Raw genomic sequence first — 14,565 nt, 5'->3', positions numbered from 1 at the left:
AATTCGGGGCTGAACCTTTGATTCGTCCAGAACGCTCATGGCCGCACGCCTCCCATTTCCCGTCGGGCGCTCCGCGCCGGTGCTTGAACTCGTGGCCCGGCGCCCGCTATGCGTGCAGGAATTTGGCACAATCACAGGATTTCTCCTAGAGCTCTCCCGGGCCGGGCCGACTCCTCAGGAGCGGATCGGGTGTTTCCCTCGGTTTTACTGGCGCAGGCCGAGAACTCTCTGGCGAATCCGCATTGGTTTCGAGCTCTATGCCAGACGTTCCGAGAGTGCGAACAATTCGTCGGCATTCGGACAGAAGGCTTGCATCCGCTCCGGTGCATTGCCGTCGGCGAGCGCCCGGCGGCAGGCCCTTTTCGCATTGCATTGCGCGCAGGTCGCTTGAAAGTCGTTCATCAGGTGCGGGAAGCCAGCCTCCACCTTCAGGACCTCGATGCCGAGAGCGGCCATCAGCCTTTCCATTTCGACGGATGCCTTCGGGCCGGCTGCAACCAGCCTCTCCAGCTGGGTTGCCGTCAGGCGGAGCTCGTCGGCGACACGTTGGCGTTCTTCCGGAGGTAGCGCCCATAATTCGCTGCGACGACGGTGCCTGTCCGCCAGAGTATGAAATCCGTTGATGATGTCGGCGGAGCATTGCCGCAGCGATGAAGCGATTGTCATGCCTATACCTCCTGATATGGCTATCGTCGCATCATCTCCGCCGTCGTCATTGCTCCAGGTCAAATTTCCCTGATACGCCGACTGCCCCGCGGCCGCGAAACGGTCGCTTCTATCCCTTGAGTGCTTCTAGGCCTTGAGCCTGGCGACCTGCGGGCCGACGATTGCGGCAAAGAGGGCGGGCTCGCCAAGCGCGCGGGCCGATAGCATGGCGCCGTGGACGATCGCCATCAGGATCTGCGCTTCCCCCTCGGGCGAACCGTTCAACCGGAAGAGTTTCTGCTCGGCGCCGGCTTTCAGCACCGATGTCAGCCACTCGGTCAGGTTCTCGAAATGCCGTCGCACGTGTGATGCCACGGTGTCGGGCAGCATCTGCATTTCGCAGGCGAGCATGGCGCAGACGCAGAAAGGCTCCGTCGCATCGAGGATGCATTTCTGCCAGTAGCCCAGATAGGCCTGCAGTTGCTCGGCAGGGTCTGGCACGTGTTCGCGAAGCGCGTTCAGGCCGGCCTCGGCGCGCTGCGTATACCGGTCGACAAGGACCTGCACCAGTTCGGCCTTGGTGGGGAAATGGTGGTGAATGCTCGCCTTGCGGATGCCGATCGCGTCGGAAATATCGGCATAGCTGAAGCCGTTATAACCGCCCGCCACGACGAGAGACTGTGCCACATCGAGGATTTTTTCCGAGGTCGTCTGTTCCATAGCTCCGGCCTACCTGCTGGTAGGGAGGCTGTCAAGCGCGTGGATTTGGCCCGATTTCACGAACCTGTGTTGGTGTCGGAGTCCCACTCGGATTGACTCTTTAAATTTGTCTACCTACTAGTAGGTTGGCAAACCAAGGAGTCTATGATGGCAAGTCAAACCTCACCGCAATCGAGCTGGTTGCGATCCTATTATTTCGTCCGTGCGCTGTTTTCGATCGGCTGGATCATCGCCGCCATTCTCGTTAGCGGGCAGGCGGCACTCGCCTCCGTGCTGCTCGTCATCTATCCGGCCTGGGATGCGGTGGCGAACCTCGTCGATGCCAGGGTCAATGGCGGCCTGAAGGCCAATCCCGCCCAGTCGCTCAACGTCGTCGTCAGCACGATCACGACGCTTGCGGTCATCCTAGCCGCGCTCAACAGCACCTATGCGGTGCTTGCCGTCTTCGGCGTCTGGGCCATTCTCTCCGGCCTGCTGCAGCTTTCCGCCGCCGTACGGCGCTGGCGCATCTATGGTGCGCAATGGGTGATGATCCTCAGCGGCGCACAATCGACGCTCGCCGGCGCTTTCATGATCAGCCGCTCGTTCGCAGACGTGCCGCCCGGCATTCTCGACATTGCGCCCTACGCAGGGTTCGGTGCCTTCTACTTCCTGCTGTCGGCCGTGTGGATGACGGTTGCAGCCTATCGCAAGGCAGGTGTGAAAAGCACCGGCTAGTCTGCCGCTGCGTCTCATGCAACCGCACGCCCGCGTCCGCAAAGGGCTGCATGAGATCGATAAAACCCGGCCGGGCCTGCGGGCCCGACGCGGGCTGCGCTCGGGCTTCACCCGTCTTTTCAGCCGGCGGCAGATCGCGCCCGCAGCAGCGCAAGCAGGCCGGGAAGGGCGGTTCCTGCGATGATCATCGCCACGCCGCCCGCCGTTCTCACCCCGAAGGGACTGTCGAAGATCACTGCCGCCGCCGCGGCGCCGGCTGCCGGGCCGATGGAGGAGATCAGCCCGAGCTGCAGCACCGGCATCTTCGACAGCGCGAAATTATAGGCGAAGTAGCCGCCGGCAGTGGCGACAAGCCCGATATAGCAAAACGCCATCCAGTGCTCGCCGATATCATCGGCGCCGATCCCGAGGCCTGACACGATTGCAACGACCCAGGCGACGACAGCCGCTGCCGTGAGCTGCATGGTCGCCACGACAGTCCACGGCACGCTCGAGCGGGTGTGCAGCGCCCGACCCAGCAGCTGGCCGCAGGCAGCAAGGCAGAGCGCTAGCAGCGCCGTGACATAGCCTGCGAGCGAGCTTTCTCCCGTCATCTGCCGTTCGGAAATGACGAGCAGCAGGCCGGCAAAACCGACGCCCATGCCGATAAAGGTCGTGGCCTTCAGCGGCTCCCCAAGGAACACCCGGGCTGCCAGGCCGACGACGGCAGGCATGAAGGCGCTGAGCAGGATCAGCGTGACGCCATCCAGGCTGCGGCTCGCCATGGTGAAGGTGATCATGAAGATACCGGGATGGATGATGCCGACGGCAAAGGGCTTCAGCCTGTCGGAGAGCGAAACGCGCTGCCACGGCAGAAGCAGCATCACCGCCCAGAGCGCGGCCGCGCCGATCGTCATCTGTACAGCGATGATGGATGCCGGGCTGAACCAGGCCGTCAGGTATTTCTGGATGGCGAAGCCGACCGGGCCGGCGCTGAAGCAAAAGAGTGCCGCCAGCACTGCGGCCGGCGATTTCGGGCTGTTTGCGATCGAGGCCATGACAATCCTCCAGATGATGTTATCATGTAACTACACAGGTTGCGTCAATCATGCAACATTGAGAGTTACATATTTAGAGGATCTTCCTGCATGAAGCGAAACAGCCGGTTTTCCCTGGCGCTGCACACGCTGGCGCATCTGGCGGCACTGACCCCGGCGCGGCCGCTGACCTCCGGCGAGATCGGCGACCATAGCGGCACCAACCCCGTGGTCGTGCGCCGGACGCTCGGGCTCTTGCGGGAGGCCGGCCTCGTGTCCTCCGAAAAGGGCCATTCCGGCGGCTGGCTGTTGGCGCGCCCGCCGGAAGAGATCACGCTTGCCGATGTCTATGCGGCGCTCGGCGAGCGGTTCCTGCGCATGGAGATCGAGGGCGAGGAAAACCCGCCAGGCTGTGCCATCGAACACGCATTGCTCGGCAGCGTGGAGGCGGCGCTCGACGATGCAGAGGCACTGCTGGTTAGCCGGCTATCGAAGACGGCGCTGGCGGATATTCTCAAGCGGATTCCGAAGCCGGTGCCGATTTCGGGGATTTGAGGGGCAGGCTGCTGAGCTGGTCAATAAAGACCCCGCCCCAAACCCCTCCCCACAAGGGGGAGGGGCTTAACCTTCCGCGCTAGCTTTTCAAAATCCCAACGTTTCGAACGGAGTGAGGCGGATGCCCGGTTAGCTCCTCCCCTTGTGGAGGTCTCTTGGGCTCATCCGACACTTCGCCCCACCACCCACCATTGCCCGTTGGCAAACCACCGCCATGCGCCTAGTCTCGCGCCACTCCATCCCAGCCGCGTCGCAACCATCCGCGCCCGGCCACCCATCACGAGGATACCATCATGAGCACTATCGAAGCCGTTGCCGAAGAGGCCAAGGGCTGGCGCCGTCATATCCACCAGAATCCGGAGCTGCTTTTCGACCTGCCGGAGACGGCGGCTTTCGTGGCGGGCAAGCTTGCCGAATTCGGCTGCGATGACGTCACGACAGGACTTGCGAAGACCGGCGTCGTTGCCGTCATCGAGGGCACCAAGGGCCCCGGCAAGACGATCGCGCTTCGCTGCGACATGGATGCGCTGCCGATGTCGGAGCAGACCAATCTTCCTTATGCCTCCAGAAATGCCAACCGCATGCATGCCTGCGGCCATGACGGACACACCGCCATGCTGCTTGCCACCGCTAAATGCCTTATCGAAGACAGGGATTTTGCCGGCAAGGTCGTGCTGATCTTCCAGCCGGCGGAAGAAGGCGGCGGCGGTGCGCGGGTGATGATCGAGGAGGGGCTGCTCGAAAGCTTCGGGATCGACGAGGTTTACGGCATGCATAACGAACCGGGCCTGGAGATCGGTTCCTTTGCCACGCGTGCGGGCCCGTTCATGGCGGGTGCCGACCGTTTCGTCATCACCATCAATGGCAAGGGCGGGCATGCGGCCTCGCCGAACATGACGCGCGATCCTGTTCTCGTCAGCGCCCATATGGTAACCGCGCTGCAATCGATCGCCTCGCGCTTCACCGATCCGTTCGATCCGGTCGTCGTCTCCGTCACCTTCTGCGAAGCCGGCAACGATAAGGCGTTGAACGTCATTCCCGCCTCCGTGCGCCTGGGCGGCACGATCCGGACCATGCAGACGGAAACGAGAAAGGCCGTGGAGCAGCGGTTCCGCGACATCGTGCATGGGACTGCGAAGCTCTTCGAGACCGAAGCCGAGATCGACTGGCGGCCAGGCTATCCGGTCACGGTCAACGACGCCGGCAGGACGTCAGCTGTCGTTGCTGCGGCTCGGCGCGTGGCGGGCGAGGGCCAGGTGGATGCGGCTTATGAGCCGTCGATGGGCGCGGAGGATTTTTCCTATATGCTGGAAAAGCGGCCTGGCGCGATGATCCTCATCGGCAATGGAGACAGCGCCGGCCTGCATCACCCGGCCTATGATTTCAACGACAAGGCGATTGCGCATGGGGTACGCTATTGGCTGTCGCTGGTCGGGCAGGAGCTTGGCGGGAAGTAGGCGATGATCGTTGTTGGCAGAGGAGGGTGCCACAGCACGCTAGGCAATGGTATCAAACACCTGACAGCCAAGTATATACCCTGCCGCCGGCTGAAATTCCGGCGGGAATAGCGTTCGCCTTCGACGACGCCTTACCGATCGCGCTCAGTCTCGGCCACCAGCAGCGAGAAGCGGAAGAGGGCGCCGCCGTCGTCGGCATTGGTGGCATTCATGTCGCCGCCGTGGTCGTGGATGATCGACCGGCAGATGGAAAGGCCGACGCCGACGCCGTCGGGTTTCGTCGTGTAGAAGCGATCGAAGATCCGGCCAAGATCGGCGGTCGGAATGCCATCACCGCTATCGTGGATGGAGAATTGAATCCTCTGCCCGGTCAGGCAGGTGGCGATCTCGATGCGGCGCGGTCGCTTCGCACTGCAGACGGCGGCCTCGATGGCATTGACGAGCAGGTTGACGACGACCTGCTGCATCTGAATGCGGTCTCCGAGAAAGGCGGGCAAGCCCGGCTCGCAGGCGACCGAAACACAGATCGCGTGCGTATCGGTCTCATTGCGGACGAAGGACAGCCCATCGACGACGATGTCGTTCAGATCGAGGGCCACGCGCGTGTTTGACTGGCTCGCCATGCCCCGCACCCGCTTGACGATTTCGCTCGCCCTATGGGCACTCGCCGCCATGCGCGCGGCAAGCTCGCGGAGTTTGGCGAGGTTCGGCTCGTCGCGCGACAGATGCAGCATGGTTGTTTCGCAGTCCGTCACGATCGCAGCCAGCGGCTGGTTCACCTCATGGGCGATCGAAGTCGCAAGCCTGCCGAGAGTGGAGAGCCGCGCCGCATGCAGCGGGTCGACCTCATGCTCGTCAGGCTGGCGCTGCCCGGTCATATCCTGCAGCACGACGAGCAATGGTTCGAGACTGTCGGCCGGGGGGAAGGTAACCGAGAGTTTGACATCCAGGAGGGCGCCTTTGACGCTGCGCATCGTCATCGGTTCCGAAAAGTTTTTTTCTCCGTCGAACCAGGCGCGCATAAGCCTTGCGACGGTTTGCGGCGATGCTGCAAAGAGATAGCCCGCCGGCCCCGTCAGGTCGTCGCTTGATGATGCCTGCAGAAGGGAGGCGGCCAACTCGTTGGCATCGGCGACGAAAAGGCCGGCCTGCGGCAGCCCTCCGTGCCACATGGCTTTCGCCAGCAGGTCCTCGGCATTGCCCCTGGCTTTCGACAGGGCAAAGAGCGCCTTGAGCCTGGCCGCGTTGAGCTGTAGCACCGGAACCGGAAGCTGATGGATGGAGACCTCATCGCGGGCCTCGCCACGCGGGCGTCTTGCCGGTGCTTCGCCTTCGACGCCGCCCTTGATGACGACGATCGGAGCCTGCCCGGCAGAGCGCTCGTTCCGCCTGGCGTCGTTCCATCGAGCAGCAAAATTCCTCGCGATCGGCGTATCGGCCATTTGCTCTTCCTATGCTGCAGCCGATATGGTTCGGCCCATATGTTTCAGGCCACAGGTTTCATTCCCCCGTTACAGGGAGGCAACGCTTGTCCGGCACAATATCTCCTCGTCGCGGCGCGCGGCGTTTTCAGGCGCGCATCCCACCTTGCGGCCGCCACTGGCGACACCGTGTCCGTCATGATAGTAGCCATCAGGCTCTGTGAGTCACTGAAAGCTAGGGCAGTGGATAGGTGAGCACAATGCCCGCTTTCGACAACAGGGTGTTGCGCTCAGTGGAACGCAGATGATCGACCTGGATGACATCAGAAGCTTCGTGGCGGTGGTCGATAGCGGCGGCTTCAACCGTGCAGCCCAACTGCTCGGCGTCTCGAAATCGATCGTCAGCCGGCGTATCGCGCGCATGGAAACGGATCTCGGCGCGAGACTGATCAACCGCAGCACACGGGGCATCAGCGCAACGGAGGCCGGCCTTGAATTCAAGGCACGCTGCGGGCGCATTCTCGCCGAACTCGAGGACGCGCGCGATGCTGTCGCCACCTATGCCGGCGGCCATGTCACCGGCCGTCTGAGGCTCGCCGCACCGCTCGCTTTCGGCCAGCGCTATCTCGGGCCCATCCTGACCGAGCTTGCCGGCCGTCATCCGCGCCTAGAACTGGAGGTATCGTTCTCCGACCGGGCCGTCGATCTCATTGGCGAGCATTATGACGCGGCGATCCGGCTCTTCGAACTGCGCGATCCCTCGCTGATTGCGCGGCGTATTGCGCCGGTCAGGCCCTTCATCATCGCCAGCCCCGATTATATCGCCCGCAACGGCCGTCCGGAGCGGCCCGAGGACCTGCTGTCGCATGACTGCATCATCTATTCCGGACGCCACATTCCTGAGTGGACGTTCCGTGCCGGCAAACGCATGGTGTCGATTCGACCGAACGGGCGGCTGTTCACCGACAATGCCGAGGTGCATCTGAGCTGGACGCTCGCCGGGCTCGGCGTGGCGGAACTGCCGTCCTTCATCGTCGCCGAGGATATCCGCAAGGGCACGCTCATACCGCTGCTGACGGACTATTATCTGGATGAGGGCGCGATCTATGTCGTGCGCCCGCCCGGACCGCATGTGCCCGCCAAGGTGCGGGCGCTGATCGAGATCCTGTTGGAACGGCTCGGCGGGGAGGACGGCGCTGCCTATCCCTCGCTTGTCCATTCCCTGGTTCATCAGCCGGGAGAATAGCGGCGTTAGGCGGGCAGAACGCTCCGCACCACCCCCGTCCTGTCGATGACGCAGGCGAATTTGCGGCCGGAGGCATCGAGATCGACGCTGAAGCCGCCGGCCTCTACCGGGCGCGAGCCTGTCGGCAGGATTTTCGCCCGGTCGAGGCCGGCCTGTTTGGCGGCCGCATCGGCGCAGAGCAGTTGCAGGTCGGCGGGCGCGGTCTCCACCGTGTTGCGCGACATCTGGTCGGGTGTCGGCGGCGCCGAGGACTGGCAGGCGGCAAGTGCCGATAGCGACGAAAGGAGCAGGGCCGGAAGCGGCCGGCTCTTCAGTGAAATGCGCATGTCTTTCCCCCGTTTCAGACGCCCTTATAGAGGGCCGCGCCCTGCATCAGGACGATGACCTTGGCGCCGATCTTCACCCGCGAATGCAGGTCAATGATGTCGTCATTGTTCATGCGAATGCAGCCCGAGGACACGTCGAGGCCGATGGTCCAGGATTCCGGCGTGCCGTGGATGCGGTAGATCGTGTCGGCATCACCCGCATAAAGATAGAGCGCGCGGGCGCCGAGCGGATTGTCGGGGCCGCCTGGCTGGCCGGCCGCCCATTTGGCGGCATTCGGATCTCGGGCCACCATCTCGGCGGGCGGGGTCCAGGTCGGCCATTCGGCCGTGCGGCCGACGCGCACGATGCCGGCCCAGCCGAAGCCTTCGCGGCCGACCCCGATGCCATAGCGGATCGCCTGGCCGCCGGGCTGTACGAGGTAGAGAAAATGCTGGTTGCCGTCGATGATGATCGTGCCGGGCTCCTCCGCCGTGCGGAAGGTGACGACCTGGCGGCGGAAGGCATCCGGAACCTGTTTGTTGCGGGCGTAATATTTGCGGGCCGTGTTCTTGTCGTAATCGACCCATTGCCGGGTCTTCGGATCGTAGATCTGCGTCTGGGCTGCCAGCGCCACGAAGGCGGACAGCGTGACGGCGAGCGAGATTGCGAGCGAGGCGGGGGCTGAGATCTTGAACGTCCGGTTCATGGCTTGGCCCACCCATCGATGCGGGCGGCGTGATCGGCCACCCATTTTTCCGCATAATCGGCAGGCGGTATTCTCTCCACCTGCAGCGCATAGGTCATCTTTGTCACCTCCTGCGGCGTCAAATCCACCTTGTCGAGAAAGGCGGCGACATCCGCATGTTTGGCGCCGAAGGAGGCCGACCATGCGATATTGAACGAGGAGGGCGGCCAGGCGACATCGGCCTTCGAATGCTCGACCCAAAGAGGATCGCTGCCGGCGACGATCTTCCATCTGGCCGGATCGTAGGCCGGCTCCTCCAGCCGCGTCACCTTGTGCAGTTCGAAGACATTGTGCGGCGCGTAGCAGGCAAAGACCATCGGGCGGCCTGTGGCGACAGCGGCATCGACGGCGGCCATGCCGACATCCTCTTCCGCCTCGACCAGCGCGAGATTGCCGGCATAACCGAAGCTATTGGCCCGCACCCGCTCGATTGCCGTCGAGGTCCAGGTTTCGGCGCCGATCCAAAGCTCGCCGCGGCCATCGCCATCGGTGTCGAGAAGCGCGCCCTTCTTCGGGTCCGACAGATCCTTGATATCTTTGATGCCGGCCTTTTCCGCCTCTTCGGTGGCGCAGAGGCCCTGCCAGGCGGCAACGGCGCGTTTGGCGAGAACGACGGCCTTTTTCTCATCCACATATTTGGCAACGGCTGCATCGAGGTTCGGCCGCCAGACTTCCGGATGGATATCGACCTCGCCGGCTTCCAGCCCTGCGAACGCGTTGAGCTCTCCCATCTCGCGCAGATCGGCCTTGAGGCCGAATGTCTTGCCGATCGCGACCTTCAGGATATTGGCCGTTGCCTGACCCGACGGCCAGTTCGGCACGGCGATGACGAGATCGGCCGCCTCTGCTTTTTGAGCGGTGACCGATGCGGTGAAGATGCCCGAGGCGATGAAGGTCATCGCGGCAAAGATTGCGCGCGCGTGAACGCCGTGCCGTTGCGGATTGTCTTCCTGGCGATGTCTCACAGAAACTCCTCCGGTTCCGCTCCCCAGCTGGTTGAGTGCTAAACACATTACGCGCATGCGGGGAAGTACGTTACAGTAAACTCCGGGGTAAATTCGTGGGGCGAAATCGAAGGAGGAGGGTACAAGCTGCTGTTGTGATTTCCTCCTTCACTCCTGTGTCGCCTTAAAAACCAGACTTGCCCCGAATCCGCGAATAGGCTTTCGTGGCCGCGTTTCAGCAGGACCCCAGCGTGCCCATGTTTTTCTTTGCGAAGATTTTCTGGATCATTTCCCAGCCGGTGGCGATCTCATTCCTTCTGATGGCGGCGAGCGTGGTCCTGATGCTCTTTTCCTTCCGGCGGCTCGCCATCGCCGCCGGGCTGGTGTCGCTCACGCTCTTCTTCCTGATCTTCTACACGACCGCGGGTGCGCTGGTCGTGCAGGAGCTCGAAGATCGCTTTCCGCGGCCGGCCGCGCCCGCCGACGTCGCCTGCGTCATCGTGCTCGGCGGCGGCATCCCGACGCTGGTCGATGGCGCGCGCGGCGGCTACGATCTCGATGACGGCGGCGACCGCTATATTGAGACGGTACGGCTTGCGGGCCTCTATCCCGATGCCAAGATCATCATGTCCGGCGGCGATGGCAGCCTCGAAGGCATTGCCATGAAGGAAGCGGATGTGATCCGGCGGATGTTCAACGATTTCCACATCGACCCGGCCCGGATCGAATATGACGCGGAGTCGCGCGATACCTATGAAAACGCCATCAATGTCAGGCTCATCCTGCAGCGGCTGAACCTTTCCCATTGCCTGCTCGTGACGTCGGGCTTCCACATGCCGCGTGCCGTGGCGATCTTCCGCAATCTCGGCATGGAGGTGACCCCCTGGGTTTCCGATTACCGGACGACAGGCAAGGAGAGGCTGAGGTTGTCGGTCGCCTTGCCGCTCATCAATGCCGGGCTGCTCAGCACCGGCGTGCGCGAATGGATCGGCATCGTCGCCTATTACTTCGCCGGGCGCGTCTCGACCCTTTATCCGCAGTGAGCGGCGGCCGACCTGCATCGGAGCGCTCTTGCTCGCGTCGGAACACGGCTATATGTCTGCGCTGACATGCCAGGCATCGAGAGCAAGGGAGCTCACTTGAGAATATTGATCATCAGCCGCAAGGCGGACGAGGTTCGGCGGAGCTTCCAGACCCGGCAACTGGCTGCACTCGGCCTCACCTTCGAATTTTTCGATGCATTCGAAGCCGCAGACCTGTCGGCCGAGGAGTGCCAGACGGCGGCCAGCAATTGGCCGAGCCCGACGCGGCGGCAGGATATCGGTTGTTTCCTGTCCCACCGCAAGGCGTGGCAGACGGTGATCGAGCATGGCGCAAAGACACTCATTCTCGAGGACGATGCGGTGCTGTCAGACGATATCGCGGCCGTTCTCGCTGCTATCGAGGCCCGCAAGGATGCCTGGAACAGTGTCTACGACCTCGAATTCGCCCCGCGCCGCCATATCCTGAACCGCAAACGCGCCTGGCAGGACGCGGCCGGCCGTTTCGGCGCGACCCGCGTCTATCAAAACCGGGTAGGGACCGCGGGCTATGTCATCGGCCCCGAGGCGGCAAAACGCGCGCTGGCCGACACCACAAGCTATTCGCTGCTCGATGCGCATTTCTGGCACCGCTCCTGGCTCGCGGCCTATCAGATCGAGCCGGCGCCGGTCATCCAGCAGCGATTTTTGGAAGGTGAGACCGAGAGCGCGGATTTCGTGCGCCCGGAAAAGGACCAGGTCTTCCTGCCGCTCAGCAAGCTGCGCAAGCTCGCGCGCCGGCTGGAGCTCGAAAGCATCAAGGCGAGGAATCTCATTCTTGGCTTCTTCGTGGGGCAGAAGCGAGATGTCATCGTCGATCGCTCCAGGTTCCAAGCATGCGTGGCGAAATCGGCTTAGCTGAGCCGAAGCCGGCGTAATGTCATCGCGCGATCGATGCATTACGCGGGGTCGATCATACTTACCACTCTGGCTGCAATTTCATCTGTCGTACAGGTATCGAGGGTCTCCACGAAACGGGCGGTCTTATTTCTCACCCTTTCGGCGATGTCCAATCCTCTCACCTGGTTACAGAGCGCAACACCTGTTGTCTTATCGCCCGAGATGTTTACGGCCAATCCAGCCTTTCGAGCAAATACACCTCCCGTTGTGATCGGCACAACGAGGCAGATGCCAACTGCATTGATTTCGCGAGGTGTGATGACAACGCAACGATGTTCATCCTTCATCTCGTTCCCCACAACCGGGTTGAGATCGACGATGAAGACGTCGCCGCGTTTAGGAACGTTGCTTCGAACCATCAGAATGATTCATAGCCGACACGTGCGCCGCCCTGCCACGCGTTCGCCTGCTTGTTCAAGGCGGCCATCTCATCGGCACCTTCCAAAAGCTGCGCCAACGTATACCTTTTTTGGGGCAGAGCAGGTGTTGCGATAAGCGAACCGTTGTCTACAACCAAGGTCAATTCCGTTCCGACTTCCGCGCCCAGCATCTTCAGCAGCGCGGGAGGAATACTAAATACTGTTGCACCGCCTTGACGGCGAATTTTCACGGTATTGGTCATCTGACGTCCTTCAGTTTTGTGCTACATAAATAGCACATGTTCGCGATGTCGCAAGGTATCCGAAGGTGACGATTTTCTCGGCGACATCTGTTTTTCAATTCGCCTTGCGGGCGTCAAGGATCTCATCGACGGGGCATCTAGAAGCACCCACCGTTGACACCCGCCCGCATAGCCCGTATCTGCCGGCCCATGCCAGTGTTCTGGCCGTAAGCGTCTGACGTCAAGCAACGCACTTATCGATCCTCGCCGGTCGGAGTGCGTTTTTTTGTGCCCGTCGGCGGGGGAACAGCCAGGAGGTTTTCATGGCTTTCCGTCTTACTGGTGATCGCGAGCAAGCCCGGCTTTATCTGCTGACCGCGATCCTTTTCATGTCCTATCTCTGCGTGGCAATTGCGCTTCCGGTCGTGCCGGTGTTCGTGACGGGCACGCTTGGTCTCAGCAATGGCTGGGCGGGTCTCGGCGTCGGCATCGCCTTTCTCGCCACCATTCTCACGCGCGGCTATGCCGGCGGGCTTGCCGATGGCAGGGGCGCCAGGTTCGCCGCGCAGCGGGGCCTCGTCTTGTACATGGCAGGCGCGCTGATCTCGCTTGCCGCGGGGCTCTTGCAGCAGGCGCCTGCAGCGGCTTTCGCCGTTCTCGTCGCCGGCCGGCTTCTGATCGGGCTTGGCGAAAGCCTCGTTGCCGTCGGCATCATTGCCTGGGGCATCGCGTTCGTCGGGCCGCAGCGTTCCGGCCGGGTGCTGGCGCTCATCGGCGCTGCGATCTACGGCGCGTTGGGTCTCGGCGGGCCTCTCGGACTCTTGCTGCTCGATAATTTCGGTTTTGCCGGCACGATGGCCGTCAGCGCCGGGCTGCCCGTGCTGGGGCTTGCCGCAATCCGCAGCGTGCCCGCCGTTGCTGCCCATCCGGACAGGGAGCGGCCGCCGCTTGCTGCCGTCATCGGCCGCATCTGGGTGCATGGGCTGATCGTCTGCCTGCAAGGCATGGGCTTTGCCGCGATCGGCTCCTTCTTCACCCTCTATTTCCGCGATCTCGGCTGGGATCATGCCGGCCTCGGCCTGACCGCCTTCGGCTGCGGCTTCGTGCTGGTGCGCCTCGTCTGCGGCCACCTGCCGGATCGCTACGGCGGGCTGACGGTCGCCGTCGTCTCGCTCGCGGTCGAAGCGATCGGCCAGGTGCTGATCTGGAGCGCTGCCGATCCAAGCGTTGCGTTGATCGGCGCCTTCATGACGGGGCTCGGCTGCTCGATGATCTTCCCGGCTATGGGGCGTGAAGTCGTGCATCTCGTCGCACCCCATCTGCGCGGCACGGCGCTCGGGGGATTTTCGGCCTTTCAGGATGTGGCCTATGGGCTGACCGGGCCGCTGGCGGGCATGCTCGCCGATCGGGCAGGCTACGGCAGCGTGTTTCTCGTCGGCGGGGCGACGGCGGTCTGCGGGTTTATGATCGCTGTCGTGCTGCGGCGAGGGAAGGTTGTCGCGGCAGAGTGATGATCGCAGGGGACGGTGCAATCGGACACCGTCCCCGCTTCCATCCAGCGAAACAACGGAGGAGGAGTGCCCACCACCCTTGTCCCGCTCTCACCGCGACCCATCTCCCTGATGGCTTCAATCGGAAAACGACGACACATGCCAGGACAAATCCTCTTCATTCAGGGTGCCGGCGAAACGGCGCATGACGCATGGGACAACAAGCTCGTCGACAGTCTCGCCCGCGAACTCGGCGAGGATTATGCCATCCGGTATCCGCGCATGCCCAACGAGGCCGATCCGCATTATCAGGCCTGGAAGGCCGCATTGCTTAAGGAGTTCGAAACGCTCGAAGATGGCGCCATCCTGATCGGCCATTCGCTCGGCGGCACGATCCTTCTCCACACGCTTGCCGAGGAATGGCCGGCATTCGAGCCCGGCGCCGTCATTCTCATCGCGCCGCCCTATATCGGCGAGGGCGGGTGGGAGAGCGATGAAATCACCGCAGCCGACGACTTTTCCGAGAGCCTGCCGGAGGGGCTGCCGGTGCTCATCTATCACGGCAGCGATGATGACACCGTGCCCTTTGCACATATCGAGCTCTACGCCATGGCAATCCCCGAGGCGGTCGTCTGCGCGCTGCCGGGGCGCGATCACCAGCTCGACAATGATCTCGCCGATATCGCCAAGGATATTCGATCGCTGGCGGCCTAGCGCGCCGCC

The 14,565-nt window shown here is 62.8% G+C and carries 17 protein-coding genes; 8 read left to right on the top strand and 9 right to left on the bottom strand.

Going from position 1 to position 14,565, the window contains the following annotated elements; genetic code table 11:
• Window positions 1-255: 255 nt before the first annotated feature.
• Together EV281_RS05330 and EV281_RS05325 are read right to left on the bottom strand one after the other, a co-directional pair.
• The gene (locus tag EV281_RS05330) at window positions 256-666 is read right to left on the bottom strand and encodes a hypothetical protein (RefSeq protein ID WP_132651855.1); all 411 of its coding nucleotides are present in this window, start codon (window positions 664-666) and stop codon (window positions 256-258) included.
• 126 nt (window positions 667-792) lie between these two features.
• Window positions 793-1,365 (bottom strand): TetR/AcrR family transcriptional regulator, encoded by a 573-nt coding sequence (locus tag EV281_RS05325; protein ID WP_132651854.1) that lies wholly within the window; start codon window positions 1,363-1,365, stop codon window positions 793-795.
• Between the two features lie 147 nt (window positions 1,366-1,512).
• Between EV281_RS05325 and EV281_RS05320 the strand changes: the two genes are divergently transcribed.
• Window positions 1,513-2,082 carry a DUF308 domain-containing protein gene (locus tag EV281_RS05320; RefSeq protein WP_132652019.1) on the top strand — a complete coding sequence of 190 codons (570 nt, stop codon included), beginning with the start codon at window positions 1,513-1,515 and terminating at the stop codon, window positions 2,080-2,082.
• A 119-nt stretch (window positions 2,083-2,201) separates the two neighbouring features.
• Here the strand turns inward: EV281_RS05320 and EV281_RS05315 are convergent, their stop codons facing one another.
• Window positions 2,202-3,119 carry a DMT family transporter gene (locus EV281_RS05315; RefSeq protein WP_132651853.1) on the bottom strand — a complete coding sequence of 306 codons (918 nt, stop codon included), beginning with the start codon at window positions 3,117-3,119 and terminating at the stop codon, window positions 2,202-2,204.
• A gap of 90 nt (window positions 3,120-3,209) precedes the next feature.
• Between EV281_RS05315 and EV281_RS05310 the strand changes: the two genes are divergently transcribed.
• The gene (locus EV281_RS05310; protein WP_132651852.1) at window positions 3,210-3,653 is read left to right on the top strand and encodes an Rrf2 family transcriptional regulator; all 444 of its coding nucleotides are present in this window, start codon (window positions 3,210-3,212) and stop codon (window positions 3,651-3,653) included.
• Between the two features lie 293 nt (window positions 3,654-3,946).
• Window positions 3,947-5,110: a M20 aminoacylase family protein gene (locus EV281_RS05305; protein ID WP_165911837.1), complete on the top strand. Its 1,164-nt coding sequence runs from the start codon at window positions 3,947-3,949 to the stop codon at window positions 5,108-5,110.
• Between the two features lie 131 nt (window positions 5,111-5,241).
• Here EV281_RS05305 and EV281_RS05300 read toward each other — a convergent pair whose 3' ends face one another.
• Complete coding sequence (locus EV281_RS05300) at window positions 5,242-6,552, bottom strand: ATP-binding protein (RefSeq protein WP_132651850.1); 1,311 nt, start codon at window positions 6,550-6,552, stop codon at window positions 5,242-5,244.
• Between the two features lie 283 nt (window positions 6,553-6,835).
• Here EV281_RS05300 and EV281_RS05295 point away from each other — a divergent pair, with 283 nt between their 5' ends.
• On the top strand, window positions 6,836-7,777 hold the full coding sequence (locus tag EV281_RS05295; protein ID WP_132651849.1) for a LysR family transcriptional regulator: 942 nt from the start codon (window positions 6,836-6,838) through the stop codon (window positions 7,775-7,777).
• A 5-nt stretch (window positions 7,778-7,782) separates the two neighbouring features.
• On the opposite strand, the gene EV281_RS05290 is transcribed toward EV281_RS05295, so the two are convergent.
• From EV281_RS05290 to EV281_RS05280, 3 genes are read right to left on the bottom strand one after another with little or no spacing between them, the layout of a single operon-like run.
• The gene (locus EV281_RS05290; RefSeq protein WP_132651848.1) at window positions 7,783-8,103 is read right to left on the bottom strand and encodes a hypothetical protein; all 321 of its coding nucleotides are present in this window, start codon (window positions 8,101-8,103) and stop codon (window positions 7,783-7,785) included.
• A 14-nt stretch (window positions 8,104-8,117) separates the two neighbouring features.
• Complete coding sequence (locus EV281_RS05285; RefSeq protein ID WP_132651847.1) at window positions 8,118-8,789, bottom strand: L,D-transpeptidase; 672 nt, start codon at window positions 8,787-8,789, stop codon at window positions 8,118-8,120.
• Window positions 8,786-9,727: a glycine betaine ABC transporter substrate-binding protein gene (locus EV281_RS05280; RefSeq protein ID WP_165911850.1), complete on the bottom strand. Its 942-nt coding sequence runs from the start codon at window positions 9,725-9,727 to the stop codon at window positions 8,786-8,788. The genes EV281_RS05285 and EV281_RS05280 overlap by 4 nt, the downstream gene beginning before the upstream one ends.
• A gap of 302 nt (window positions 9,728-10,029) precedes the next feature.
• Here EV281_RS05280 and EV281_RS05275 point away from each other — a divergent pair, with 302 nt between their 5' ends.
• Complete coding sequence (locus EV281_RS05275; protein ID WP_132652018.1) at window positions 10,030-10,815, top strand: YdcF family protein; 786 nt, start codon at window positions 10,030-10,032, stop codon at window positions 10,813-10,815.
• Window positions 10,816-10,911: 96 nt separating this feature from the next.
• Window positions 10,912-11,709, top strand: coding sequence for a glycosyltransferase family 25 protein (locus tag EV281_RS05270; RefSeq protein ID WP_132651845.1), 798 nt, complete (start codon window positions 10,912-10,914; stop codon window positions 11,707-11,709).
• 41 nt (window positions 11,710-11,750) lie between these two features.
• Here the strand turns inward: EV281_RS05270 and EV281_RS05265 are convergent, their stop codons facing one another.
• Together EV281_RS05265 and EV281_RS05260 are read right to left on the bottom strand one after the other, a co-directional pair.
• The gene (locus EV281_RS05265; RefSeq protein ID WP_132651844.1) at window positions 11,751-12,110 is read right to left on the bottom strand and encodes a type II toxin-antitoxin system PemK/MazF family toxin; all 360 of its coding nucleotides are present in this window, start codon (window positions 12,108-12,110) and stop codon (window positions 11,751-11,753) included.
• Window positions 12,110-12,373 carry a PbsX family transcriptional regulator gene (locus EV281_RS05260; protein ID WP_132651843.1) on the bottom strand — a complete coding sequence of 88 codons (264 nt, stop codon included), beginning with the start codon at window positions 12,371-12,373 and terminating at the stop codon, window positions 12,110-12,112. The genes EV281_RS05265 and EV281_RS05260 overlap by 1 nt, the downstream gene beginning before the upstream one ends.
• A gap of 302 nt (window positions 12,374-12,675) precedes the next feature.
• Here EV281_RS05260 and EV281_RS05255 point away from each other — a divergent pair, with 302 nt between their 5' ends.
• Both EV281_RS05255 and EV281_RS05250 read left to right on the top strand, forming a co-directional pair.
• Complete coding sequence (locus EV281_RS05255) at window positions 12,676-13,863, top strand: arabinose transporter (protein WP_132651842.1); 1,188 nt, start codon at window positions 12,676-12,678, stop codon at window positions 13,861-13,863.
• 138 nt (window positions 13,864-14,001) lie between these two features.
• Window positions 14,002-14,556 carry an alpha/beta fold hydrolase gene (locus tag EV281_RS05250; RefSeq protein WP_132651841.1) on the top strand — a complete coding sequence of 185 codons (555 nt, stop codon included), beginning with the start codon at window positions 14,002-14,004 and terminating at the stop codon, window positions 14,554-14,556.
• Window positions 14,557-14,565: the final 9 nt, after the last annotated feature.

Origin of the sequence: Rhizobium sp. BK418, assembly GCF_004341105.1 — a bacterium.
In the GTDB taxonomy this organism is placed as follows: domain Bacteria; phylum Pseudomonadota; class Alphaproteobacteria; order Rhizobiales; family Rhizobiaceae; genus Rhizobium.
The sequence above is the reverse complement of the archived record's forward strand: the minus strand, read 5'-3'. Positions and strand labels throughout refer to the sequence as shown.

Coding starts and splice junctions, on each gene's coding strand:
- EV281_RS05330 (WP_132651855.1), bottom strand. CDS start 666: ATGACAATCGCTTCATCGCTGCGGCAATGCTCCGCCGACATCATCAAC.
- EV281_RS05325 (WP_132651854.1), bottom strand. CDS start 1,365: ATGGAACAGACGACCTCGGAAAAAATCCTCGATGTGGCACAGTCTCTC.
- EV281_RS05320 (WP_132652019.1), top strand. CDS start 1,513: ATGGCAAGTCAAACCTCACCGCAATCGAGCTGGTTGCGATCCTATTAT.
- EV281_RS05315 (WP_132651853.1), bottom strand. CDS start 3,119: ATGGCCTCGATCGCAAACAGCCCGAAATCGCCGGCCGCAGTGCTGGCG.
- EV281_RS05310 (WP_132651852.1), top strand. CDS start 3,210: ATGAAGCGAAACAGCCGGTTTTCCCTGGCGCTGCACACGCTGGCGCAT.
- EV281_RS05305 (WP_165911837.1), top strand. CDS start 3,947: ATGAGCACTATCGAAGCCGTTGCCGAAGAGGCCAAGGGCTGGCGCCGT.
- EV281_RS05300 (WP_132651850.1), bottom strand. CDS start 6,552: ATGGCCGATACGCCGATCGCGAGGAATTTTGCTGCTCGATGGAACGAC.
- EV281_RS05295 (WP_132651849.1), top strand. CDS start 6,836: ATGATCGACCTGGATGACATCAGAAGCTTCGTGGCGGTGGTCGATAGC.
- EV281_RS05290 (WP_132651848.1), bottom strand. CDS start 8,103: ATGCGCATTTCACTGAAGAGCCGGCCGCTTCCGGCCCTGCTCCTTTCG.
- EV281_RS05285 (WP_132651847.1), bottom strand. CDS start 8,789: ATGAACCGGACGTTCAAGATCTCAGCCCCCGCCTCGCTCGCAATCTCG.
- EV281_RS05280 (WP_165911850.1), bottom strand. CDS start 9,727: ATGACCTTCATCGCCTCGGGCATCTTCACCGCATCGGTCACCGCTCAA.
- EV281_RS05275 (WP_132652018.1), top strand. CDS start 10,030: ATGTTTTTCTTTGCGAAGATTTTCTGGATCATTTCCCAGCCGGTGGCG.
- EV281_RS05265 (WP_132651844.1), bottom strand. CDS start 12,110: ATGGTTCGAAGCAACGTTCCTAAACGCGGCGACGTCTTCATCGTCGAT.
- EV281_RS05260 (WP_132651843.1), bottom strand. CDS start 12,373: ATGACCAATACCGTGAAAATTCGCCGTCAAGGCGGTGCAACAGTATTT.
- EV281_RS05255 (WP_132651842.1), top strand. CDS start 12,676: ATGGCTTTCCGTCTTACTGGTGATCGCGAGCAAGCCCGGCTTTATCTG.
- EV281_RS05250 (WP_132651841.1), top strand. CDS start 14,002: ATGCCAGGACAAATCCTCTTCATTCAGGGTGCCGGCGAAACGGCGCAT.